This window comes from Meridianimarinicoccus roseus (genome assembly GCF_003172915.1).
Taxonomy (GTDB): Bacteria; Pseudomonadota; Alphaproteobacteria; order Rhodobacterales; family Rhodobacteraceae; genus Meridianimarinicoccus; species Meridianimarinicoccus roseus.
The window spans coordinates 134,222-155,901 of sequence record NZ_QGKU01000068.1; the positions used below are offsets into that span (position 1 = coordinate 134,222).

The 21,680-nt window shown below is 67.6% G+C and carries 20 protein-coding genes; 12 read left to right on the forward strand and 8 right to left on the reverse strand.

Going from position 1 to position 21,680, the window contains the following annotated elements; all coding sequences use genetic code 11:
• Positions 1-33: 33 nt before the first annotated feature.
• The gene (alr, locus tag DKT77_RS20380) at positions 34-1,098 is read right to left on the reverse strand and encodes an alanine racemase (protein ID WP_109813500.1); all 1,065 of its coding nucleotides are present in this window, start codon (positions 1,096-1,098) and stop codon (positions 34-36) included.
• Between the two features lie 106 nt (positions 1,099-1,204).
• On the opposite strand from alr, the gene cysS reads away from it, so the two are divergent.
• From cysS to DKT77_RS20395, 3 genes are all read left to right on the forward strand, one after another.
• The gene (cysS, locus tag DKT77_RS20385; RefSeq protein ID WP_109813466.1) at positions 1,205-2,581 is read left to right on the forward strand and encodes a cysteine--tRNA ligase; all 1,377 of its coding nucleotides are present in this window, start codon (positions 1,205-1,207) and stop codon (positions 2,579-2,581) included.
• A gap of 298 nt (positions 2,582-2,879) precedes the next feature.
• A complete protein-coding gene (gene cimA, locus DKT77_RS20390) occupies positions 2,880-4,541 on the forward strand; it encodes a citramalate synthase (protein ID WP_109813467.1) in 1,662 nt (553 codons plus the stop codon).
• Complete coding sequence (locus DKT77_RS20395) at positions 4,538-5,302, forward strand: squalene/phytoene synthase family protein (RefSeq protein ID WP_109813468.1); 765 nt, start codon at positions 4,538-4,540, stop codon at positions 5,300-5,302. The genes cimA and DKT77_RS20395 overlap by 4 nt, the downstream gene beginning before the upstream one ends.
• A 9-nt stretch (positions 5,303-5,311) precedes the next feature.
• Here the strand turns inward: DKT77_RS20395 and DKT77_RS20400 are convergent, their stop codons facing one another.
• From DKT77_RS20400 to cobA, 3 genes are all read right to left on the reverse strand, one after another.
• Positions 5,312-6,556, reverse strand: a complete 1,245-nt coding sequence (locus DKT77_RS20400) for an MFS transporter (RefSeq protein WP_109813469.1) — start codon at positions 6,554-6,556, stop codon at positions 5,312-5,314.
• A gap of 297 nt (positions 6,557-6,853) precedes the next feature.
• On the reverse strand, positions 6,854-8,257 hold the full coding sequence (locus DKT77_RS20405) for a cobyrinic acid a,c-diamide synthase CobB (protein WP_109813470.1): 1,404 nt from the start codon (positions 8,255-8,257) through the stop codon (positions 6,854-6,856).
• Between the two features lie 97 nt (positions 8,258-8,354).
• A complete protein-coding gene (cobA, locus tag DKT77_RS20410) occupies positions 8,355-9,209 on the reverse strand; it encodes a uroporphyrinogen-III C-methyltransferase (RefSeq protein ID WP_109813471.1) in 855 nt (284 codons plus the stop codon).
• A 134-nt stretch (positions 9,210-9,343) separates the two neighbouring features.
• Here cobA and DKT77_RS20415 point away from each other — a divergent pair, with 134 nt between their 5' ends.
• The 8 genes from DKT77_RS20415 to pgi all read left to right on the forward strand — a co-directional run bounded on the left by DKT77_RS20415 (position 9,344) and on the right by pgi (position 17,156).
• A complete protein-coding gene (locus tag DKT77_RS20415) occupies positions 9,344-10,402 on the forward strand; it encodes a cobalt-precorrin-5B (C(1))-methyltransferase (RefSeq protein WP_109813472.1) in 1,059 nt (352 codons plus the stop codon).
• Positions 10,399-11,166, forward strand: coding sequence for a cobalt-precorrin-6A reductase (locus DKT77_RS20420; RefSeq protein ID WP_338016099.1), 768 nt, complete (start codon positions 10,399-10,401; stop codon positions 11,164-11,166). The genes DKT77_RS20415 and DKT77_RS20420 overlap by 4 nt, the downstream gene beginning before the upstream one ends.
• On the forward strand, positions 11,148-11,777 hold the full coding sequence (locus DKT77_RS20425) for a DNA-3-methyladenine glycosylase family protein (RefSeq protein WP_109813473.1): 630 nt from the start codon (positions 11,148-11,150) through the stop codon (positions 11,775-11,777). The genes DKT77_RS20420 and DKT77_RS20425 overlap by 19 nt, the downstream gene beginning before the upstream one ends.
• Entirely contained in the window at positions 11,774-12,466 is a 693-nt protein-coding gene (locus DKT77_RS20430; RefSeq protein ID WP_109813474.1) for an alpha/beta hydrolase, read from the forward strand. The genes DKT77_RS20425 and DKT77_RS20430 overlap by 4 nt, the downstream gene beginning before the upstream one ends.
• Before the next feature lie 189 nt (positions 12,467-12,655).
• Positions 12,656-13,240 (forward strand): HNH endonuclease, encoded by a 585-nt coding sequence (locus tag DKT77_RS20435; RefSeq protein WP_109813475.1) that lies wholly within the window; start codon positions 12,656-12,658, stop codon positions 13,238-13,240.
• A gap of 182 nt (positions 13,241-13,422) precedes the next feature.
• Complete coding sequence (zwf, locus tag DKT77_RS20440) at positions 13,423-14,877, forward strand: glucose-6-phosphate dehydrogenase (protein ID WP_109813476.1); 1,455 nt, start codon at positions 13,423-13,425, stop codon at positions 14,875-14,877.
• Positions 14,874-15,548 carry a 6-phosphogluconolactonase gene (gene pgl / locus DKT77_RS20445; RefSeq protein WP_109813477.1) on the forward strand — a complete coding sequence of 225 codons (675 nt, stop codon included), beginning with the start codon at positions 14,874-14,876 and terminating at the stop codon, positions 15,546-15,548. Before zwf ends, pgl begins: the two co-directional genes overlap by 4 nt.
• A 6-nt stretch (positions 15,549-15,554) precedes the next feature.
• Positions 15,555-17,156 (forward strand): glucose-6-phosphate isomerase, encoded by a 1,602-nt coding sequence (gene pgi / locus DKT77_RS20450; protein WP_109813478.1) that lies wholly within the window; start codon positions 15,555-15,557, stop codon positions 17,154-17,156.
• A 142-nt stretch (positions 17,157-17,298) separates the two neighbouring features.
• Here pgi and DKT77_RS20455 read toward each other — a convergent pair whose 3' ends face one another.
• The 4 genes from DKT77_RS20455 to DKT77_RS20470 form a co-directional block, all read right to left on the reverse strand.
• The gene (locus tag DKT77_RS20455) at positions 17,299-17,724 is read right to left on the reverse strand and encodes a cupin domain-containing protein (RefSeq protein ID WP_109813479.1); all 426 of its coding nucleotides are present in this window, start codon (positions 17,722-17,724) and stop codon (positions 17,299-17,301) included.
• A gap of 121 nt (positions 17,725-17,845) precedes the next feature.
• Positions 17,846-18,343, reverse strand: a complete 498-nt coding sequence (locus tag DKT77_RS20460; protein WP_109813480.1) for a hypothetical protein — start codon at positions 18,341-18,343, stop codon at positions 17,846-17,848.
• A gap of 80 nt (positions 18,344-18,423) precedes the next feature.
• Complete coding sequence (gene eno / locus DKT77_RS20465; protein WP_109813481.1) at positions 18,424-19,701, reverse strand: phosphopyruvate hydratase; 1,278 nt, start codon at positions 19,699-19,701, stop codon at positions 18,424-18,426.
• Positions 19,702-19,921: 220 nt separating this feature from the next.
• Positions 19,922-20,413 carry a VPLPA-CTERM sorting domain-containing protein gene (locus DKT77_RS20470; protein ID WP_109813482.1) on the reverse strand — a complete coding sequence of 164 codons (492 nt, stop codon included), beginning with the start codon at positions 20,411-20,413 and terminating at the stop codon, positions 19,922-19,924.
• 113 nt (positions 20,414-20,526) lie between these two features.
• On the opposite strand from DKT77_RS20470, the gene DKT77_RS20480 reads away from it, so the two are divergent.
• Positions 20,527-21,629 (forward strand): IS3 family transposase gene (locus DKT77_RS20480; protein WP_109810157.1). Its coding sequence is split into 2 segments (ribosomal slippage): positions 20,527-20,788 and positions 20,788-21,629, totalling 1,104 coding nucleotides; the frame shifts between segments, so codons are not numbered across the junction.
• Positions 21,630-21,680: the final 51 nt, after the last annotated feature.

A 21,680-nucleotide genomic window follows, 5' to 3' on the forward strand; every position in this document is an offset into this window, starting at 1 on the left:
GAGCGTGGACGTGCCCGGTCGCGCTTCGCGTCGTCAGGCCGGTGGCGCTTCGGCGTGGCGGCGGGCATAGCGCGCCCCGAGCGAGGTCAGGATCTCGTAGCCGATCGTGCCCGCCGCCTCGGCCAGCACATCGACGCCCTGATAGGGGCCAAGGATCTGCAGCGCCGCCGGGTCGGCGCCCTGCGCGGCCACGTAATCGGTCACGTCCACCGTCAGCAGGTCCATCGACACCCGGCCCGCCAGCGGGCAGGGCACCCCGCCCGCATGCAGCACGGCGCCGCCCGACAGAGCGCGGATCAGCCCGTCCGCATAGCCCGCAGACAGCGTCGCCAGCCGGGTGGGGCGCGCTGCCACGAAGGCCGCGCCGTATCCCACGCTTTCGCCCGGCGCCACGTCACGGCACTGAATCACCGGGATCTCCAGTTCGGCCGCCTGCAACGCCGTGGCGAAGGGCAGCCCGCCGTACAGGCCGATCCCCGGTCGCGTCATGTCGAAATGATACGCCTCGCCCAGCAGGATCCCACCCGTCGCCGCCAGCGACCGTCGCAGGCCCAGTCCGTCCGTCATGTCGCGGAACGCGGCCAGTTGCGCGGCATTCTGCGGATGTGCCGGATCGTCCGCGCAGGCGAGGTGCGACATCACCAGCCACGGCGCCGCTGCCAGCGCGCGATCCTTCAGTGCCGCGAAGTCGGCAGGCTCCAGCCCCAGCCGGTTCATGCCGCTGTCCAGTTGCAGCCCGAAGGGCGCGCCGGGCAGGGCGTCCATGTGCCGCGTCACCTGCTCCGGGCTGTTCAGCAGCGGGATCAGCCCCGCCTCGCGGATCGCGCCCGTGTCGCCATCCATGTGTCCCGAGAAGACCGCGATCTCCGGCCCCGGTCCCAGCACCCGGCGCAGCACGGCGCCTTCCTCGGCCACGGCCACGAAGAAGCTGCGCGCCCCCGCTTTCGCCAGCGCAGTCGCCACCGGCCCGGCGCCAAGGCCATAGCCGTCGGCCTTGACCACGGCGGCGGTCTGCACGCCGGGCGCGCTGCGCGCATCGAGCGCGCGCCAGTTCTGAACGATGGCATCGAGGCGGATGGTCAGTGTCGCGGTTCCCATGGGCCGCAGATGACCGGGCCGGGCGCGAAAGGTCAAGCCGCACCGGCGCGCGTTCTTTTCTTCGCGGCCATTCTCGTCTAAGCCCCGCCGGTGACGGAGGCCGCCCATGACACAGCTACGCTTGCACAACACCGCAACCCGCAAGGTCGAGCCCTTTGCGCCAATCGACCCGGACAATGTGCGCATGTATGTCTGCGGTCCCACGGTCTATGACCGGGCGCATCTCGGAAACGCGCGGCCGGTGCTGGTGTTCGACGTGCTTTACCGGCTGCTGCGGCATCTCTACGGACCGGATCACGTGACCTACGTGCGCAACTTCACCGATGTGGACGACAAGATCATCGCCCGCGCCGCCGAAAGCGGCCGCCCCATCGACACGATCACCGAAGAAACCACCCGCTGGTATCTGGAGGACATGGCCGCGCTGGGCGCGCTGGAGCCGTCGCACATGCCGCGCGCCACGCAATACATCCCGCAGATGGTGGCGATGATCGAGGGGCTGATCGCCAAGGGCCACGCCTATGCCGCCGAGGGGCATGTGCTGTTCGCGGTGGACAGTTACGCCGCTTATGGCCGCCTTTCGGGCCGCAGCGTGGACGACATGATCGCCGGCGCGCGGGTAGAGGTCGCACCCTACAAGCGCAACCCGATGGATTTCGTGCTGTGGAAACCGGCGGCCGAGGGGGAGCCGGGCTGGGACAGCCCCTGGGGCCGGGGCCGCCCCGGCTGGCATATCGAATGCTCCGCCATGAGCTATGAACTGCTGGGTGAAAGCTTCGACATTCACGGCGGCGGGGGCGACCTGATGTTCCCCCACCACGAGAACGAGATCGCGCAAAGCTGCTGCGCCCACCCCGGCGGCGGCTTCGCGAAGGTCTGGCTGCACAACGAGATGCTGCAGGTCGAAGGCAAGAAGATGTCCAAGTCCCTGGGTAATTTTTTCACCGTGCGCGACCTGCTGGATCAGGGCTATCCGGGCGAGGTGATCCGCTTCGTGATGCTGTCCACGCATTACCGCAAGCCGATGGACTGGACCGAAAAGAAGGCGAAGGAGGCGGAAGCCGAACTTTCAAAATTCTTGACTATGGTATCTCGAGTCGAAGCCTCGAACCTGCCACGTTCATTCGTCGAGTCACTGTGTGACGATTTAAACTGTCCCAGTGCGATCACGGAAATGCGTCGCCTGTATAAGGCGGGCGACTGCTCAGGTCTAAAAGCTGCTATGGACTTCTTCGGTTTTAACCTTGGAGGCATCGCCTATTTCGCCGATGCGCTCCCGAACGAGGCAGCAAGTCTCAGAGTGTTCGAGGAGCAGCTGTCTAGCTTGCGCGCCAATGCCATGCAGACCAAGGACTTCTCGGCGCTGGACCGCTTGAAGGCCGCTTTGATCGAGGCCGGCGTCGAGGTGCAGATGTCAAAGGCTGGCGTCACGCTGAAGCCGCAAGCCGGGTTCGACCCCGCCAAGCTGGAGGCGCTGAAATGACCGCTCCTCAGGTCACCCCATACCGACACGAAGGCAGCGTCCGGCCCGGGGGCGCAGGCCGTCTTGCAAACCGTCCGGTGGACGGTTTGAGGCCGGAGCGTGCGCCAGCACCGGGCGCTGAAAAGCGCCCGCCCATCCGGGCGGGTCGGGCGCTGCCCGGGAGGCTTTGGGCCTCCCGGGCCACGAGCGGGAAGTCCATCTCTTTTCTGCCCGCGCAGTCGATCCTGTTGCGCGATGCCGCTTGTTGTTCTCAGGCGGATGCCCGGACAGCAGCCTACATACCGCCGGAGGCCCGCCCATGACCCGCGAGCGGCTCTATCTCTACGACACCACGCTGCGCGACGGGCAGCAGACGCAGGGCGTGCAGTTCTCCACCCATGAAAAGCGGCGCATCGCAGCCGTGCTCGACGCGCTGGGCGTCGATTACATCGAAGGCGGCTGGCCCGGTGCGAACCCGACCGACAGTGCCTTCTTCGATGCCGCGCCGCAGACCCGCGCGCAGCTCGCCGCCTTCGGCATGACCAAGCGGGCCGGACGCTCGGCGGAGAACGACGACGTGCTGGCGGCTGTGCTGAACGCGGGGACCCGCAGCGTCTGCCTTGTCGGCAAGACGCACGACTTTCACGTCTCCGCCGCGCTGGGCATTTCGCTGGATGAGAACCTTGAAAACATCTCCGCCTCGGTCGCGCATGTGGTCGCTCAGGGCCGCGAGGCGCTGTTCGACGCCGAACATTTCTTCGACGGCTACTGCGCCAATCCGGATTACGCGCTGGCCTGCGTGAAGGCCGCCCATGACGCGGGCGCGCGTTGGGTCGTGCTTTGCGACACCAATGGCGGCACCCTGCCGGTGGAGATCGGGCGCATCGTGGCCGAAGTGATCGCGTCGGGCATTCCGGGCACGTCCCTTGGCATCCACACCCATGACGACACCGGCAACGCGGTCGCGGGCAGCCTTGCGGCCATCGACGCGGGCGCGCGCCAGGTGCAGGGCACGCTCAACGGGCTGGGCGAACGGTGCGGCAACGCAAACCTGACCACGCTGATTCCCACGTTGAAGGTGAAGGCGCCCTATGCGGAGAGGTACGAGACGGGTGTGACCGACGCGGCACTCGCCGGGCTGACCCGCGCCTCGCGGATGCTGGACGACATCCTCAACCGGGTGCCGCTGCGCCCCGCGCCCTATGTCGGCGCATCGGCCTTTACCCACAAGGCGGGGCTGCATGCCAGCGCGATCCTGAAGGACCCGTCCACCTACGAACACATCGAACCGGGGCTTGTGGGCAATGCCCGCGTGATCCCGATGTCCAACCAGGCGGGCCAGTCCAACCTGCGCCGGAGGCTGGCCGAGGCCGGGCTGGAGGTCGCGCCGGGCGATCCCGCGCTGGCCCGCATCCTCGACCGGATCAAGGCCGCCGAGGACCAAGGCTATTCCTACGACACCGCGCAGGCCAGTTTCGAGCTGATCGCACGGGACGAACTGGGCGCGCTGCCCCGCTTCTTCGAGGTGAAGCGCTACCGCGTCACCGTCGAACGGCGCAAGAACAAGTACAATCGCATGATCTCGCTCAGTGAGGCGGTGGTGGTCGTCAAGATCGGCGACGTGAAGACGCTCTCGGTGTCCGAAAGCCTCGATGCAACGGGCAGCGATCGCGGCCCGGTCAACGCGCTGTCCACCGCGCTGGCGAAGGATCTCGGACCCTATCAGGCCATGATCGACGACATGAAGCTGGTGGATTTCAAGGTCCGCATCACGAATGGCGGAACCGAGGCCGTGACCCGCGTCATCATCGACAGCGAGGACGCGCAGGGGCGCCGCTGGTCCACCGTCGGTGTGTCGCCCAACATCGTCGATGCCAGCTTCGAAGCGCTTCTGGACGCGATCACCTGGAAACTGGTGCGCGACGGCGCGCAGCCGCCAAGGACCGCCGCCGCGGCGCAGGCCGAACGGGCCGGTCCATGAGCCTCGATGCCTGCGCGGGGCTGGTGGAAAGGGGCGACCCTGACCGGTTCCGCACCCTGCTGGCCGCGCCCCTGGAGGCGCGCAAGCGCCTGCTGCCGCTATACGCCTTCAACCTCGAAGTGTCGCGCGCGCCCTGGCTCACCGAAGAGGCGATGATCGCCGAGATGCGCTTGCAATGGTGGCGCGACGTGCTGGAGGAAATCGCCTCAGGCGGCCAGGTGCGCCGCCACGAGGTCGCAACGCCCCTCTCCGACGTCCTCGATCCGGAGGGCGCGCGTCGGCTCGACGCGCTGGTCGCCGCGCATCGTTGGTCCTGCTACCGCGACCCGTTCGAGGATGAGGCCGCATTTACCGCTCATATCGCGGCGACAGGGGGCGGGCTGATGGCGGTGGCCGCGCGCACACTGGGCGCGGCTGATCCGGCACCGGCCGAGGAGGCGGGCTTCGCCGCTGGGCTTGCCGCCTGGCTGCTCGCCGTGCCCGAGCTTGAAGAGCGTGGCCGGATGCCGCTGCCCGACGGCCGTCCCGCCGCCGTGGCCGCGCTGGCCCGCGACGGGCTGGCGCGCCTCGCTCGCGCCCGCGCCGCGCAGTCCAGCCTGCCCAAACCCGCGCGGCCCGCGCTCGCGCCCGCATGGCGCGCTGGCACGCTTCTGCGCCGCGCGGCCGCTTTTCCCGCCCGTGTGGCGGACGGCACCTTGCCCGAATCGGAGGCGCGCAAGCGCTGGGGGCTGCTGGTCACCGGCCTGACCGGCCGGATCTGATCCTCGGCGTCAGTCCGCCGGGCGCAGTGCCAGCCAGATCAGCGCACCGCCCGCAAGCGTCAGGAATGGCACCATCGCCAGGTTGACCGCAGACCAGCCGGCCTCGGCGGACCCGCCGGTGCAGTTCATCAGCCCGCCCGAGGCGAGCGAGGCCAGCGTCACGCAGCCGAACACGATCATGTCGTTCAGCCCCTGCACCCGGCCGCGCTCTTCCGGCGCATGGGCGCCGGCCAGCATCGTCGTCGCCCCGATGAAACCGAAGTTCCAGCCGATCCCCAGCAGCACGAGCGCCACGAAGAAGTTCTCCACCTCCACGCCCTGCAACGCCACCACACCCGCGCAGGCAAGGATCATCAGCCCCAGCGCCACGATTCGCGTCGCACCGAACCGCGCGATCAGGTGGCCGGTGAAGAAGGACGGCGCGAACATCGCCAGCACGTGGCCGGTCACAACGTCCGCCGCCAGCCCCTCGGAAAAGCCGCAGCCCACCACCGCCAGCGGGGTGGAGGTCATCACGAGGTTCATCAGCGCATAGCTCACCATCGCACAGATCACCGCGACCGCGATCACCGGGTCGCGCAGCAGCTGCATCCGGGTGCGCGCCGGCGTGGCCCCGGCAGAGGGCGGCGGCGGCTTGGGCAGATCCAGCAACGCGAACAGCACCATGCCCAGAAGGTTCACCGCGATCACGGTGGCATAGGTGCCCAGAAACGGCACTCCCGTCGCTCCCAGCGTGACCTTCACAAGTTGCGGGCCGATCACGGCCGACACAAGGCCGCCTGCCATGACATAGGAAATCGCCTTGGGTCGGAACGCCTCGGATGCGGTGTCGGCGGCGGCGAAGCGATAGAAGCCCTGCGCGCTCATGTAGATGCCGGTCAGATAGCTGCCCAGCAGGAACAGCGGGAACGACCCCTGCGACAGCGCCAGCACGCACACCGCCGCGCCCAAAAGGCCGCCCAGCGCGCCGATCATGAAGCCGGTGCGCCGACCGTGCATCTGCATGACCGAACTCAGCCAGGGTGCGGTGGTCATCGACCCGAAGACAATGAGCGAGATCGGCAGCGTGGCAAGGCAGGCATTGGGTGCCAGCATCTGCCCGGCCAGCCCGCCGACGACGAAGATCATCGGCATCTGGCTGCCAATCAGCGCCTGCGCGGCGACCAGGACAGCGACATTGCGTCGGGTGCGCCGGTCTGTGCCGGGCGCGGGGCCGAGATCGGGATCAGCGGGGTGCGGGATGTCTGTGCTCATCCCCGCCCTCTACAACGCGCCGCGGGGCGAGGAAAGATGGCACGACTGCACAGCCTGGCGGCCCCGCGGGGTTGGCGGCGCGGGCCTCGGCGCTGTGGCATGCGCGCCGCGCTCTGCGCATGTCCGGGTGCCGCGCGCATCGCGCGCGGCCGGGCCCAACGGGATGAGACATCCGCAGATGTCGAAGACGGGCGGGAGCGCCCCCTCCCGGCCGCGGCGCCGCTGGCTGACACTGGACCGGGATCGCTCGCCAGCCGCCGCCACGTGCCGCGCCCTGCCGCGACTTGCCGTCCGCCCTCAGCGCCGGTCGATCAGATGCGCGAAACTGCCCGCCACTGTCCCGGCACGCAGGCCCATCGGAACCAGCGCGGCCCCTTCGGCGTCGCGCGCGGCGAACAGCGGCGGGCCTTCCGCGCGCAACGTGGTGGCATAATGAAACTCGTGGCCGGCCCAGTCACCCGCCAGCCAGTCGCCGCCGGGTCCGCTGCCTACGCCCCTCAACTCCCTGTAACCCAGATGCAGCTTGCGCGCGGCGAAACTCGTTTCGAGTCGCAAAAGCCCCGCCATCGCGTGCCGCGTGCCCTGTGCGTCGGTCAGCCCGTCGCCCAGGACCATGTAGCCGCCGCATTCGCCGTAAACCGGTACTCCGGCCGCCGCCGCCGCTCGCAGGCTGCCAAGGAACCGGCCCGCACCCGCGATCGTGCCGCCGTGAAGCTCCGGGTAGCCGCCGGGCAGCAACACGAAGCCGACCCCGTCCGGCACCGGATCGTCCGCCAGCGGCGAGAAGGCCAGCACCTCCGCCCCCGCCGCGCGCCAGTCCGCAAGCATGTGCGGATAGGCGAAGCCAAAGGCCACGTCGCGCGCCACCGCGATGCGTTGCGCGGGCGGAGCGATGCCCCGCACTCCACCGGCGTCCGGGCCGGGCAGAGGCGTAGCCAGCGCCGCGATTGCGGCAAGGTCCAGCGCCTGCGCCATGACCCCTGCCGCGTGATCGAGGAACGCCTCCAGATCGGCGCGCTCGCCCGCCTGCACCAGCCCGAGATGCCGCGACGGCGTGGACAGCCCCGCATTGCGCGGCACAGCGCCCAGCACCGGCAGGCCCAGCGGCGCGAGCGCGCGGGTCAGCATCGCGCCGTGCCGCGCGCTGCCCACCCGGTTCAGGATCACACCCGCGACGCGGACCTGCGGATCGTGCCGCGCGAAGCCCGCGACCAGCGGGGTCACCGATTGCGCCATGCGCGCGGCATCGACCACCAGCAGAACCGGCAGGCCCAGCATCCGGGCAAGCCCGGCGGCGGACCCTTGCCCGTCCGGGGGGGCGCCGTCGAACAGTCCCATCGCCCCCTCGACCACAAGCAGCCCCGGACCCCGCGCTGTCCCCTGCGTCGCCGTGGCTGTGCTTCCCTCCGCTCCTCCTCCGCCGGTCCCGGGCAGCGCCCTGGCCGCCAGCGCCCTAAGCCGTGCCGCGTCCATCGCCCAGGCATCGAGGTTGACACATTCCGCTCCGGTCGCAGCCGCATGAAAGCGCGGGTCGATGTAGTCGGGTCCGGATTTCGCGCCGCGCACGGCGTGGCCCGCGCGACGCAGCGCGCGCAGCAGCCCCAGCGTGACGGTGGTCTTGCCGCTGCCCGACGCGGGTGCGGCGATCAGCAGCCCGCGCCCGGCGCGTTCGGGATGGCTCGGCGGGGCTGCTGCGGACATGGACCGGACTCCTACGGGATCCCTACAGGACACTTACACGAATCCTGCAGGCGAAAACGGGTGACGGACTGGCGGCCAGACGGGTCAGCAAGCCCGCTCAGGATGCCTCTGCCGGGCGCCCGCGCTCCAGCGGATCGGTGCTGCGCGGTGTGGCTCCCGCCGCCAGCGCCTGCCAGTCCAGCGCCTGCCGCATCAGTACCGCGCGGCCCACGCAGATCACTGCGGGCGGGGCCAGCCCGGCGGCCGCCACATCGGTGGCGACGCGGCCCAGCGTGGTTTCAAGCACGCGCTGGCCGGGCAGGCTCGCATCGGTCACGACGCCCACCGGATCGGCCGGATCGCGCCCGCCCGCGATCAGCTCTCCCGCGATTTTCTCAATGTGTTTCATGCCCATATAGATCACCAGCACCTGCGCGGCCTGCGCCAGCGCCGACCAGTTGACCGCGTTCGGCGCGGCGCCGGTCTGATCGTGGCCGGTCACGAAGGCGACGGTCTGGTTCACGTCGCGGTGGGTGACGGGGATGCCCGCATAGGCCAGCCCGCCGATGCCTGCCGTGATGCCCGGCACGATGCGGATCGGGATGCCGTGCTGCACAAGCGTCTGCGCCTCCTCACCGCCGCGGCCGAACACGAACGGGTCGCCCCCCTTCAGCCGCAAAACGCGCTTGCCCGCGCGTGCCAGCTCTACCAGCCGGAGCGAGATATCCCTTTGGACTGCCGACGGTTTTCCGCCCCGCTTGCCGGCGTAGATGCGCTCGGTGCCGGGGCGGGCCAACTCCAGAATGTCGGTGTTGCACAGCGCGTCGTAAACGATCACGTCGGCCATTTGCAGAGCCCGGACGGCATGCAGCGTCAGAAGGCCCGGATCGCCCGGCCCTGCGCCGCACAGCCAGACCCAGCCGGGTTCGAGATCGGGCCAGTCATGCCCGGGAAGACGGGGTGAATCGATCATGTCCGCGTTATGACGCCATTTTCCCGTCCGTGAAAGCGCAACACCGTCGCGCCCCGGTCCTAATGCGGCACCGGGCATGTGGGCCAGACGCGCGCCGCGTTGCGCTGCGCTTCGGGCGGTGTCATGGTCCGGCCATGCAGGCCGATCCCCCCAAACTGCGCCGCGGCTGGACCACCGGCGCCTGCGCGACCGCCGCCACCTGGGGCGCGCTGGACGCGCTTTGGGGCGGTGCGTTTCCCGCGCGGGTGCAGTTGACACTGCCGCGCGGTGAAACCCCTGTTTTCGTGCTGGAAAACTGCCGCTACGGGCCGGGCTGGGCGGAGTGCGGCGTGGTCAAGGACGCGGGCGACGATCCCGATGTCACCCATGGCGCGACGATCATCGCGCGGGTTCGCGCGGGCGCCGCGGGTCAAGGTGTGCGCTTCTTTGCGGGCGACGGGGTCGGCACCGTCACGAAGCCCGGCCTGCCGATCGCCGTGGGAGAACCTGCGATCAACCCGGTGCCCCGGCAGATGATGACCGAAGTGGTCGCGGGCCTTGCCGCCCGCCATGACCGACCATCCGACGTGGAGATCACGATCAGCGTGCCGGGCGGCGCGGGGCTGGCGGCGAAGACCTGGAATCCCCGGCTGGGTATCGAAGGCGGGCTGTCGATCCTCGGGACGACCGGCGTGGTGCGCCCGTTCTCCTGCGCGGCGTGGATCGCGTCGATCCACCGCGGCATCGACGTGGCGGTCGCGGCTGGCCTGCCGCATGTCGCGGGCTGCACCGGGGCGACCAGCGAACGGGCGGTGCAGGCTCTGCATTCGTTGCCGGATCACGCGATGCTGGATATGGGCGATTTCGCGGGCGGCCTGCTGAAATACCTCGCGCGTCACCCGGTGCCGCGGCTGACCATCGGCGGCGGCATCGGCAAGATGACCAAGCTGGCGCAGGGCGCGCGCGATCTGCATTCGCGGCGCAGCACGGTGGATTTTGCAGCGCTTGGCGCGCTGGCGCGCGAGGCTGGATTGCCGGACGTGAGCAGCGCGGCAACCGCGCTTGATGCGCTGGAACGGGCGGGTCCTGCGCTGGCGGGTCTCGTGGCGCACGCGGCGCGCGCGCAGGTGCAGGCCATGCTGGGCGATGCCCCGGTCGCTGTGGACACGGTGGTGATTGACCGCGCGGGGCACGTTCTGGGCCGCGCGCCATGATCCTGCGGGTTCTGCTGCTGGCCGGCACGTCCGAAGCGCGGCAGATCGCCGCCGGGCTGGCCACCATGCCGGGCGTCAATGCGACCGCATCGTTGGCCGGTGCCGTGCGCGTCCCCGCGCCGCTGGCCGTGCCGACCCGTATCGGCGGTTTCGGCGGGGCAGCGGGGTTCGCCGCCTTTCTGCGGCAAGAGCGTATCGGGCTGGTGGTGGATGCCACCCACCCGTTCGCGCGGCGCATCGGCCCCCGGAGCGCGCAGGTCTGCGCGGCACGCGGGGTTGGCTACCTGCGGGTGCTGCGGCCCGCGTGGCAGGCTGGGCCGGGCGACCTGTGGACGTCCATCGCCGCCGAAGAGGACGCGGCAAATCACATTCCCGCAGGTGCGACGGTGTTTCTTGCGACCGGCGCGCAGCGGCTGAACCGGTTCGCCAATCTTGCGGGGCGGCGGGTGATCTGCAGGGTGATCGACCCGCCGGGTGCGCCTTGCCCGGTCGCGGGCGGCGCATATGTGGTGTCGCGTCCGCCGCACGACGCGGCAGCAGAGAGCGCGCTGTTCCGACGGCTCCGGGTGGATTGGGTGGTGGCGCGCAACGCGGGCGGCGCGGCGGGTCGGGGCAAGCTGGACGCGGCAAGGGCCCTTCGCTTACCGGTTGCGCTGATCGCCCGTCCAGCGCAGCCTGCGGTCGGTCCCGCCGATGGCCCGGTGGACGGCCCCGAAGCGGCGCTTGCCGCCATAGCGGAGAAGGTATGGACGAACGCATCATAGAAACCCCCGCCTGCGTTGCCGAGGGCGCGGCGCATCTTGTGCGGGTGGAGCCGCGCTTTGCCGCCGCGCTGGAGCGCACCGGCCCGCTTCCCCTGCGCCGACGCGATGACGGGTTCGCGGCGCTGCTTTCGGCCATCGTGAGCCAGCAAGTGTCGGTCGCGTCCGCCGACGCGATCTGGGGACGGATGCAGGCGGCGGGCATGGACTGCCCGGCCGCGGTGGCGGCAGCGGATGACGACGCGTTGCGCGCCTGCGGGCTGTCGCGCCAGAAGATCCGCTATGCCCGTGCGCTTGCCGGGGCGGGCATCGACTTCGCCGCGCTGCGCCGCGTACCGACGCCGCAGGTTGTGGAAACGTTGGTCGAAGTGCCCGGCATCGGCGTCTGGACCGCCGAGATCTATGCCATGTTCTCACTCGGGCGGGCCGACGTGTTCGCGCCCGGCGATCTCGCCCTTCAGGAGGGCGCCCGGATGCTGTTCGCGCTGCCCGAACGCCCGCGCGAAAGGGCGTTGCGCGACATGGCAGCGCAGTGGGCGCCGTGGCGGGCTGTTGCGGCCCGGCTGCTCTGGGCCTACTACGGCCAGGAAAAGCAGCGGGAGGGCATCCGATGACACGCGCACTCGACGCCGGGCGGCGCGCCCCGGCCAGCGGCACAACACGGCAGGTGGTGGTTTTCCTGCATGGCTACGGGGCCGACGGCAACGACCTTCTGGGTCTGGCGGAGCCGCTGGAGCCGCACATGCCCGACACGGTGTTCCTTGCGCCCAACGCGCCGGAACGCTGCACGGTCAACCCGATGGGTTACCAGTGGTTTCCGATCCCCTGGCTGGATGGCTCGTCCGAGGAAGCGGCGGCGAGCGGGCTGCTTTCGGCCGCGGGCGATTTGAACGCCTTCCTCGATGGTGTGCTGGAGGAGGAAGGCATCACGCCGGACAGGCTGTTTCTTGTGGGTTTCTCGCAGGGCACGATGATGGCACTGCATGTCGCGCCGCGCCGCGCCGCGCCGGTTGCGGGCATCGCCGGGTTCTCGGGCCGCCTGCTGGAGCCCGAGTTTCTGGAGGACGAGGTGCGCAGCCGCCCCCCCGTGCTGCTGCTGCACGGCGATCAGGACGACGTGGTGCCGCCGCAATCGCTGCCCGAGGCCGCCAACGCCCTGACTGCGGCGGGGTTCGAGGTGTTCGCCCACGTGATGAAGGGCACCGCGCATGGTATCGCCCCCGACGGGCTGAGCGTCGCGCTGGCCTTCATGCGTGACAGGTTGGGGCTGGAGGGTGGCCGCACCGCGCCGGGCGCGCCCTGACACGGCGATCCCACCCGGAACGCGACGCTGCGCGTCACATCGGCGTTACACCTGCATTGTAAGGGACACGGACACTTCATGTTGCGGGGCTTGCCAGAAGCCGAACGCCATATATAGTCAAGGACAGTGATGGGGCGGGTGTCCCGCCCCTGGCGCCGGAAAGGCAGACAGGGCAGGGACGTAATCTTCATGAACGCCGAGTTTCGCACCACTTTCGTCAGGGAACCCACGAGCCTCAAGCATCACCCGGCGCTTGTTCTGAACGCGGATTACCGGCCGCTGTCCTACTACCCGTTGTCGTTGTGGCCATGGCAGGATGCGATCAAGGCGGCCTTCCTCGACAGGGTCGACATCATCGCCGAATACGACAAGGTTGTCCGAAGCCCGACGACCGAGATCAGAATCCCCTCGGTCGTCGTTCTTCGTGAATTCGTCAAACCCCAGAAGCGCGTGGCCTTCACGCGCTTCAATCTTTTTCTGAGGGACGAATTCTCCTGCCAGTATTGCGGCGCGACGGGCGATCTGACCTTCGATCACGTGGTTCCGCGCGCCCGCGGCGGCATCACAAGCTGGGAAAACGTCGTCGCCGCCTGTGGGCGCTGCAACCTGGAAAAGGGGTCGCGCTCGCTCAAGCAGGTGGGGTTCAGCCTGCGCAAGCCGCCGCGCCAGCCCTGCGCGGAAGAACTGCGCAATCAGGGGCGCAAGTTTCCGCCGAACTACCTGCATCACACATGGCTTGATTTTCTCTACTGGGACGCGGAGCTTGACGGCTGAGCGCCACAGCGGCCACCCTTAGCGTGTGTTGCCTGTCGGCCAGCCGGGCCAGGGGCGGCCAACAGTCCACTTGCCGCAAGGCGAAACTCTGCTAAGGACTGCGCAACCGGCAACTGTTTGCGCTATCATTCCGGGCCGCACCGGTCCGGATCCGGCGCAGGCCCGCAGACGAAGGTGTTCACATGGTTTCTCGCGTCATACCGGTCGATACGTTCGATCTCGTGATCTTCGGAGGCACCGGCGATCTTGCCCGGCGCAAGATCCTGCCCGGCCTGTTCCGGCGCTACTCCGCTGGCCAGATGCCCGAGGCGGCGCAGGTGATCGGCGCGGCCCGGTCAGAAATGTCGGTGAACGAGTATCGCGCGATGGTGCGCGAGGCACTGATGGAATTCAGCGACAAGGCCGAACAGGGCGAAGAAGTGATCGCCGGCTTCCTGCAGCACATCGACTACCAGCAGGTTGATGCGCAGGGTGATGACGGCTGGGAGGCGCTGCGCGAGAAACTGCGCGACGGCATCGTGCGCGCCTTCTACTTCTCGGTCGCGCCATTCCTGTTCGGCGACATCGCGGAACGGCTGAAGACGCGCGGCCTCGCGGACGCGGACAGCCGGATCGTGGTCGAAAAGCCGTTCGGCCGCGATCTTCAGACCGCGCGCGCGCTGAATGCCACGCTGGCGACCTATTTCGAAGAAGGGCAGATCTACCGGATCGACCACTATCTCGGCAAGGAGACGGTGCAGAACCTTATGGCAGTCCGCTTCGGCAACATCCTGTTCGAACCGCTGTGGAACGCTCAGTTCATTGACCATGTGCAGATCACCGTGGCGGAAACCGTGGGCGTCGGCGGGCGCGGCAGCTATTACGACAAGTCGGGCGCGATGCGGGACATGGTGCAGAATCACCTGATGCAGCTTCTTTGCCTGATCGCGATGGAACCGCCCGCCAGGTTCGAACCCGACGCGGTGCGCGACGAGAAGCTGAAGGTGATCCGCGCGCTGGAGCCTGTTCTCGCCAACGAGGTGGTGCGCGGCCAGTACGAGGCGGCGAACGGCGAAGACGGTTATCTCGATCATGCCGGCGATCCGCGCTCGATCACCGAAAGCTTCATCGCGCTCAAGGTACGCATCGCCAACTGGCGCTGGCAGAGCACGCCCTTCTACCTGCGCACCGGCAAGCGCCTGCGCGCGCGCATGTCGGAGATCGTGGTCCGCTTCCGCGAGCCGCCCCATTCGATCTTCGGCGAAGAGGCTGGCGGGCGCGCGAACGAGATGACCATCCGCCTGCAGCCCGACGAAGGGATGGACCTGCGTGTGACGATCAAGGAACCCGGCCCTGGCGGGATGCGCCTTGTCGATGTGCCGCTGGACATGACCTTCGCCGACGCGCTTGGCCCCGATGCAGAAGAAGTGCCCGACGCTTACGAGCGGTTGATCATGGACGTGATCCGCGGCAACCAGACCCTGTTCATGCGCGGGGACGAGGTGGAAGCTGCCTGGGCCTGGACCGACCCGATCATCGCGGGCTGGGAAGAAGGCAAGACCAAGCCCGCCAAGTACGACAGCGGAAGTTCCGGCCCCGAGGCGGCGCTGGAATTGCTGCACCGCGACGGCCGCCGCTGGAGGGAGATCCGGGCATGAATCTTGTCGAATACCCCGATCGCGAAATGATGATGATGGACCTGGCCGACAAGCTCGCCAGCGACCTGCGACAGTCGCTCTCCACCGGCGATGCGGTCAGCTTCGCGGTGCCGGGCGGCACGACGCCGGGCCCGCTGTTCGACACCCTCAGCGCCGTGCGGCTGGACTGGGACCGCGTGACAGTGCTGCTGGGCGACGAACGTTGGGTGCCGGAAACGTCGGACCGGTCCAATGCCCGGCTGGTGCGGCGGCGGCTGATGCGTGGCTACGCGGCGGCGGCGTCCTTTCTGTTCTTCCATTCCGAAGCCGACGATCCGTCGCAGGCTCTGGGGCCCGTCTGCGACGCGCTGACCCCGCTTCTGCCGCTGTCGGTGCTGGTGCTGGGGATGGGCGCGGACATGCACACCGCCTCGTTGTTTCCCGGCTCGCCCGAGCTGGAAGCGGCGATCGCCGCCGATGCGCCTCCGGTGATGGCGGTGACCGCGCCGGGCCAGCCCGAGCCGCGGGTGACACTGACCGGACCGGTACTACGCGGTGCGATGCATACCCACGTCGTCATCACCGGGCCGGAAAAGCGCGCGGCGGTGGAACAGGCGGCGAAACTCGACGATCCACTTCAGGCGCCGGTGTCGCTGGTGCTGAAGGACGCAACGGTGCACTGGGCGGAGTAACTGAAGATGACCGATTTCTGGAGTGACCTGACCGCTCACCACGCGCAGGTGAAAAACCGTCCGATCCTGTCGCTGTTCGACGAAGCGGGCCGCGCGGCGGCGTTCTCGGCGCGGCTGGGGCCGATGCTGTTCGACTATTCCAAGACGAATCTCGATGCGACGGCGATGGACCTGTTGCTGGGTCTCGCCGAAGCGGCGGGCGTACCCGAGCGGCGTGACGCGATGTTCGCTGGCGCTTCGATTAACGAGACCGAGGGGCGCGCGGTGCTGCACACGGCGCTGCGCAACCTCGATGCATCCGTGACCGTGGACGGCGCCGATGTCATGCCCGAGGTGCGCGCGACGCTGGACCGGATGGCCGCGTTCTGCGACGACGTGCGCACCGGGCGGTTCACCGGGCAGGGCGGGGCGATCACCGACGTGGTGAACATCGGCATCGGCGGGTCCGATCTTGGCCCTGCGATGGCCGCACTGGCGCTGTCGCCCTTCCATGACGGTCCGCGCACGCATTTCGTTTCCAACGTGGATGGCGCGCAGGTGGCCGAGGTTCTGGCAGGGCTGAACCCGGAAACGACGCTGGTGATCGTCGCGTCCAAGACGTTCACCACGATCGAGACGATGACCAATGCAGAGACGGCGAAACGCTGGATGGCGGGCAAGGTCGCGGACCCCGCGGCGCAATTCGCCGCCGTGTCGACCGCGGCGGACAAGACCGCGGCGTTCGGCATCGCGCCGGAGCGCGTGTTCGGTTTCGCGGACTGGGTTGGCGGGCGCTATTCCATGTGGGGGCCGATCGGCCTGTCACTGATGCTGGCTATCGGGCCGGAAGATTTCCGCGCGTTCCTGAAGGGCGGGGCGGAGATGGACACGCATTTCCGCGAGGCTCCGCTGGCCGCGAACATGCCGGTGCTGCTGGCGCTGGTGGGGATCTGGCACCACCAGATCTGCGACTATCCCAGCCGCGCGGTTCTACCATACGACCAACGGCTTGTGCGCCTGCCCGCCTATCTTCAGCAGCTCGAGATGGAAAGCAACGGCAAGCGCGTGGCGATGGATGGCAGCGATCTGCCGCGCGTTTCGGGGCCGATCGTGTGGGGCGAGCCGGGCACCAACGGGCAGCACGCGTTCTACCAGTTGATCCACCAGGGCACCGGGGTTGTTCCTTGTGAATTCCTCGTGGCGAAACAGGGGTTCGAGCCGGATCTGGCGCACCATCACCGGCTGCTTGTGGCCAACTGCCTTGCGCAGTCCGAGGCGCTTCTGCGCGGTCGGTCGCTGGACGAGGCGCGCGCGATCATGGCAGCGAAGGGCCTTCAGGGGGACGAACTGGAACGGCAGGCGCGGCACCGCGTCTTTCCCGGAAATCGGCCGTCCACCACGCTGGCCTACCCGCAGCTGACCCCTGAGACCCTTGGCAATATCATCGCCTTGTACGAACATCGCGTGTTCGTCGAGGGCGTGATCCTCGGGATCAACTCGTTCGATCAATGGGGTGTGGAACTGGGCAAGGAATTGGCGAAGGCGCTGGAGCCGGTGCTGGACGGCACTGAGGGCACCGAGGGCAAGGACGGGTCCACCGCGCAGCTAGTGGCCTATCTGACCGCCTGACGCAGGGGTGGCGGAACCGGCCAAGATGCCCGGCCGAAACGGCGCAGGGGCTGCCTTGGACACCTGACGAGGACCGTCGGAGTCCTGTCGGTCTCCCGCTGACCGGACCGCGCGGCGCGGGTGCCGGCCAAGGTAGCGCAGCCTAACTCGGAATCGGAAAATCCTTGGGTGCGACCGTGAAGCCTTCATAGCGGAACGCCGGGGCGACAAGGCAGGATACCAGCGACCAATCCCCGGTCGTTCTGGCAGATTGCCAGCTGCCTTGCGGGACGGTGAGGCTGGGCTTGTGGCCGAGATGGAACCCCGTGCCAAGGGTCGTGCGATCCACCGGCCCGTGTTCGCTGTCGGCCACGGACAGCGCCATCGGCGCCCCGGCATGGAACAGCCATGTTTCGGAGGCGTCATGTTTGTGCCAGTGAGAGACATCGCCATGCGTCAGCATGTAGTAGATCAGCGATCCGATTGGCCGTTCGCCGCGCTCGGCCGGAGCGGTCCATACCTCACGGAAGTAGCCGCCCTCTATATGGGGGACGAGGTTCAGGTGGGAAATTATTCTCTCGGGCAACATGCGCGAGTCATACTCCTTGGTGTACGTAAAGCAATACTGTCGAAAGGTGCCCCTTTACATCCAATTGGCCGAAGGTACGGGCCTTCGCGCGACTATGCCATGCACAAGCGCTGCAGCCGTCTCATGCGCCGCGCGCAGGCGCGGGCGCGCAGGTCGGTGTGGCAAGGTCGATGGCGGCATCCGCGCCGCGCAGTGTCAAAGCCACCATCGTCCCGGCAGCCCCGCGCAAGGTGACGACATGTCCCCGCCTCAGGGCCGACAGCAGGTCTTCGGCGGGTTGGGTCACGAAGCTGCCGCTGTCCGTGCCAAGGCGCCGTCCAGGCAGGCGGAAGGTTGTGCCGTCGATGTCGAGTGTCAGGAGATTCACCGTGCTGGCCGGGATTGGCAGAGCGGAGCGCACCACCAGCGCAACGCTGGCGCCCCTGCACAGGACCGCAAGCTGCACCGGCGCTGCAGTGTCGGCAGCTTCGATCCAGGCGACCGGGCCCTTGCCCGCGGCATGGGCGGCGCGCCATCGGTCCGGCGTATCCGCACCAACCGCCGCTGCGGTCAGGACGGCGGCGAGTAGGAGTGTAGCGAGGTGAGTGAAGGCGGCGCGAAGCGCTGTAAACGGATCCATGGACATGGAGCCGAGGTTAGCACGGCGCGCCGCCCGCACCGGGGAGGCGGCGCGCCGAGATGCGTGTCAATTGAACGGGATCAGCCCTTCAGGATCGATCTGCCCGCATATTCGGCGGTCTCGCCTAGCATTTCCTCGATCCGGATAAGCTGGTTGTACTTCGCCAGCCGGTCGGACCGCGCCAGCGAGCCGGTCTTGATCTGGCCGCAATTGGTGGCGACTGCAAGGTCGGCGATGGTGCTGTCCTCGGTCTCGCCCGAGCGGTGCGACATCACGTTGGTGTAGCGTGCGCGGTGGGCCATCTCGACCGCCTTGAGGGTTTCGGTCAGCGTGCCGATCTGGTTCACCTTCACAAGCATGGAGTTCGCGCAACCTTTCGCGATACCGTCGGCAAGCCGCAGCGGGTTGGTCACGAACAGGTCGTCGCCCACCAGTTGCACCTTGCCGCCCAGCGCGTCGGTCAGCGCCTTCCAGCCGTCCCAGTCGTCTTCGGCCATGCCGTCCTCGATCGAGATGATCGGGTAGGCATCGCACAGCGCCGACAAGTAGGCGACGTTTTCATCCGAGGTCAGCGACTTGCCTTCACCTACCATCTCGTATTTGCCGCCCTTGTAGTACTCGGTCGAGGCACAATCGAGCGCGAGGAAGATGTCCTCGCCGGGGGTGTAGCCTGCCTTCTCGATCGATTTCAGGATGAAATCGAGCGCGTCATTGGTGGAACCAAGTTCTGGCGCGAAGCCGCCTTCGTCGCCAAGGCCGGTGGACATGCCCGCCGCAGACAGTTCCTTCTTGAGCGTGTGGAACACTTCCGACCCCATGCGCACGGCATCGGCGATGGACCCGGCGCTGACCGGCATGATCATGAATTCCTGGATGTCGATCGGGTTGTCGGCGTGTTCGCCGCCATTGATGATGTTCATCATCGGCACCGGCAGGACATGGGCCGAGGTGCCGCCGACATAGCGATAGAGCGGCTGGCCGGTCACGTCCGCCGCCGCATGGGCGCAAGCCAGCGATACGCCAAGGATGGCGTTGGCACCAAGGCGGCCCTTGTTCGGCGTGCCGTCAAGCTCGATCATCATCGCGTCGATGGTGGCCTGTTCGGTCACGTCCATTCCGACCAGGCTTTCGGCCAGCTCTCCGTTGACGGCCGCAACGGCGCCCAGCACGCCCTTGCCCTTGTAGCGTGCGGCGTCTCCGTCGCGCTTCTCGACCGCTTCATGCGCGCCGGTGGAGGCGCCCGAGGGCACGGCGGCGCGTCCCATGGTGCCGTCTTCGAGGATCACGTCGACCTCGACGGTGGGGTTGCCCCTGCTGTCGAGGATTTCGCGGCCGATGATGTCGATGATGGTGCTCATGGAGTCGTCCTTGCTGACTTGTTGGCGCTAACGGTGGTCCGTCTCGCACTGTTTAACGCGGCGGCACTGGCATGACTAGGGGGCGCGCCGCGGCGCGGCGCAACCGCCATTCGCGCCTGAGTGTGTCGCGCCGCGAAGCGATGATGATCGCTGCGCTCGAACGAAAAACGGGGGCCGAAGCCCCCGTCGTTTGAAGATCAGCGCCGGAATACCGCCTGGATCAGCTTCTCCGCCGCCGCGCGAGCACCCCGAATGCGCCCAGACCCGCTGCCATAAGCGGCAGGCTGGCCGGAAGCGGGATCACTGTGGAGCTTGTGGATATCTGGAACGTCGAGGTGCCGAAATCCTCGATGATGAACTCCGCGGAACCTCCGAATCCTGTGGTATCGTAGATGAGCGTCACGCTGTTTGCCGTGAAGCTGACTTTCGGAGTCTGGGCGCCGCCGGTAGGCGAGAGGAGCTTGCCACTAAGTGTCAACACGCCGGTGATGAACGCATCAGCGGAGACCAAGATGTTGGAGATCACGAAGATCAGCAGGTTGTAGTCATCGGCACTTTCGTTACCGCCGTTGCCGGACACCGTGATTAGTCCGCTCCCGTCCAGGTCGACCGTCGCATGTCCGCTCCAATACTCAGGGCTTGCGATCTCGTTGCTCGCGTCAAGGTTAGGTGCATTGAGTGTCGGCTGCGCAAGAACCTCGAATACACGCATTCCGGTACTTTTGTACGGCAGGTCGAATTCCGTGCTCTGCCCCCTGAAAACTGGACCGTTTGAAGCTGGAGTTTTCGGCTAATCTTTCCTGGCTGGGAGAGGAGCGGAAACGCATGAAGGCATCGAAGTTCACGGAGGCGCAGAAGGCGTTCATCCTGAAGCAGGGGGAGCAGGGAACGCCGGTCGCGGAGATCTGTCGCAAGGCGGGGATCAGCCAGGCGACCTATTTCAATTGGAAGAAGAAATATGGCGGGTTGCTGCCAGACGAGATGCGCCGGCTGAAGGCGCTTGAGGACGAGAACACACGGCTGAAGAAGATCGTCGCCGATCTGACCCTCGATCGGGAGATGTTGCAGGACGTGATCCGCCGAAAGCTCTGAAGCCTGGGCGTCTGCGAGAGATCGTGACCGGGATGTGCGTCGACTGGGGCGTGTCGATCCGGAAGGCCTGTGGGGCCATCTGCCTTGACACGTCCAGCTACCACTACAAGTCCCGGCGGACGCATCAGGCTGCCGTCGAAAGGCGGATCAGGGAGATCTGCGAGACGCGTGTGCGGTATGGCTATCGCCGTGTGCATGTCTTGCTTCGGCGAGAAGGTTGGATCATCAACATGAAGAAGACGCGCAGGATTTACAACGAATTGGGGCTTCAGCTGCGGAACAAGCACCCGAAACGCCGGGTGAAAGCGAAGCTGCGCGAGGACCGCCAGGAAGCGGTCGGCCCGAACGATGTCTGGGCGATGGACTTCGTTCACGACCAACTCGCCATGGGCAAGAAGCTCCGCATCCTGACCGTGGTGGACACCCATTCCCGGCTCTGTCCAGCGGCTGATGCCCGCTTCGCCTACCGCGGCGAAGACGTCGTGCAAACACTGGAGAAGGTCTGCGCCAAGATCGGCTACCCGAAGACCATTCGGGTCGATAATGGCAGCGAGTTCATCTCCCGTGACCTCGACCTCTGGGCCTATGCCAACGACGTCACGTTGGACTTCTCGCGACCGGGAAAACCGACCGACAACGGGTTCATCGAGGCGTTCAATTCGAAGCTCCGCGCGGAATGCCTGAACGCGCACTGGTTCATGAGCCTTGCCGACGCCCGCGAAAAGCTGGAAGATTGGCGTAGACACTACAACGAAGACCGACCTCACAGCGCGATCGGATACAACATCCCGATGGCCATGCATTATCCCGATGGCGTCACCAGCCCGTCATCGTGAGACAGCCGGAAAAATCCAGCTTCCGGCGGTCCAAGGTCGGGGAGCAGTGCA

What these genes read in the sequence shown, in the direction of transcription:
- DKT77_RS20395 (WP_109813468.1), top strand. Translation starts at nt 4,538, where the DNA reads ATGAGCCTCGATGCCTGCGCGGGGCTGGTGGAAAGGGGCGACCCTGAC.
- DKT77_RS20470 (WP_109813482.1), bottom strand. Translation starts at nt 20,413, where the DNA reads ATGCGTGTATTCGAGGTTCTTGCGCAGCCGACACTCAATGCACCTAAC.
- pgl (WP_109813477.1), top strand. Translation starts at nt 14,874, where the DNA reads ATGAATCTTGTCGAATACCCCGATCGCGAAATGATGATGATGGACCTG.
- cimA (WP_109813467.1), top strand. Translation starts at nt 2,880, where the DNA reads ATGACCCGCGAGCGGCTCTATCTCTACGACACCACGCTGCGCGACGGG.
- pgi (WP_109813478.1), top strand. Translation starts at nt 15,555, where the DNA reads ATGACCGATTTCTGGAGTGACCTGACCGCTCACCACGCGCAGGTGAAA.
- eno (WP_109813481.1), bottom strand. Translation starts at nt 19,701, where the DNA reads ATGAGCACCATCATCGACATCATCGGCCGCGAAATCCTCGACAGCAGG.
- DKT77_RS20430 (WP_109813474.1), top strand. Translation starts at nt 11,774, where the DNA reads ATGACACGCGCACTCGACGCCGGGCGGCGCGCCCCGGCCAGCGGCACA.
- DKT77_RS20415 (WP_109813472.1), top strand. Translation starts at nt 9,344, where the DNA reads ATGCAGGCCGATCCCCCCAAACTGCGCCGCGGCTGGACCACCGGCGCC.
- DKT77_RS20460 (WP_109813480.1), bottom strand. Translation starts at nt 18,343, where the DNA reads ATGGATCCGTTTACAGCGCTTCGCGCCGCCTTCACTCACCTCGCTACA.
- zwf (WP_109813476.1), top strand. Translation starts at nt 13,423, where the DNA reads ATGGTTTCTCGCGTCATACCGGTCGATACGTTCGATCTCGTGATCTTC.
- DKT77_RS20425 (WP_109813473.1), top strand. Translation starts at nt 11,148, where the DNA reads ATGGACGAACGCATCATAGAAACCCCCGCCTGCGTTGCCGAGGGCGCG.
- DKT77_RS20455 (WP_109813479.1), bottom strand. Translation starts at nt 17,724, where the DNA reads ATGTTGCCCGAGAGAATAATTTCCCACCTGAACCTCGTCCCCCATATA.
- DKT77_RS20420 (WP_338016099.1), top strand. Translation starts at nt 10,399, where the DNA reads ATGATCCTGCGGGTTCTGCTGCTGGCCGGCACGTCCGAAGCGCGGCAG.
- DKT77_RS20435 (WP_109813475.1), top strand. Translation starts at nt 12,656, where the DNA reads ATGAACGCCGAGTTTCGCACCACTTTCGTCAGGGAACCCACGAGCCTC.
- DKT77_RS20405 (WP_109813470.1), bottom strand. Translation starts at nt 8,257, where the DNA reads ATGTCCGCAGCAGCCCCGCCGAGCCATCCCGAACGCGCCGGGCGCGGG.
- cysS (WP_109813466.1), top strand. Translation starts at nt 1,205, where the DNA reads ATGACACAGCTACGCTTGCACAACACCGCAACCCGCAAGGTCGAGCCC.
- DKT77_RS20400 (WP_109813469.1), bottom strand. Translation starts at nt 6,556, where the DNA reads ATGAGCACAGACATCCCGCACCCCGCTGATCCCGATCTCGGCCCCGCG.
- alr (WP_109813500.1), bottom strand. Translation starts at nt 1,098, where the DNA reads ATGGGAACCGCGACACTGACCATCCGCCTCGATGCCATCGTTCAGAAC.
- cobA (WP_109813471.1), bottom strand. Translation starts at nt 9,209, where the DNA reads ATGATCGATTCACCCCGTCTTCCCGGGCATGACTGGCCCGATCTCGAA.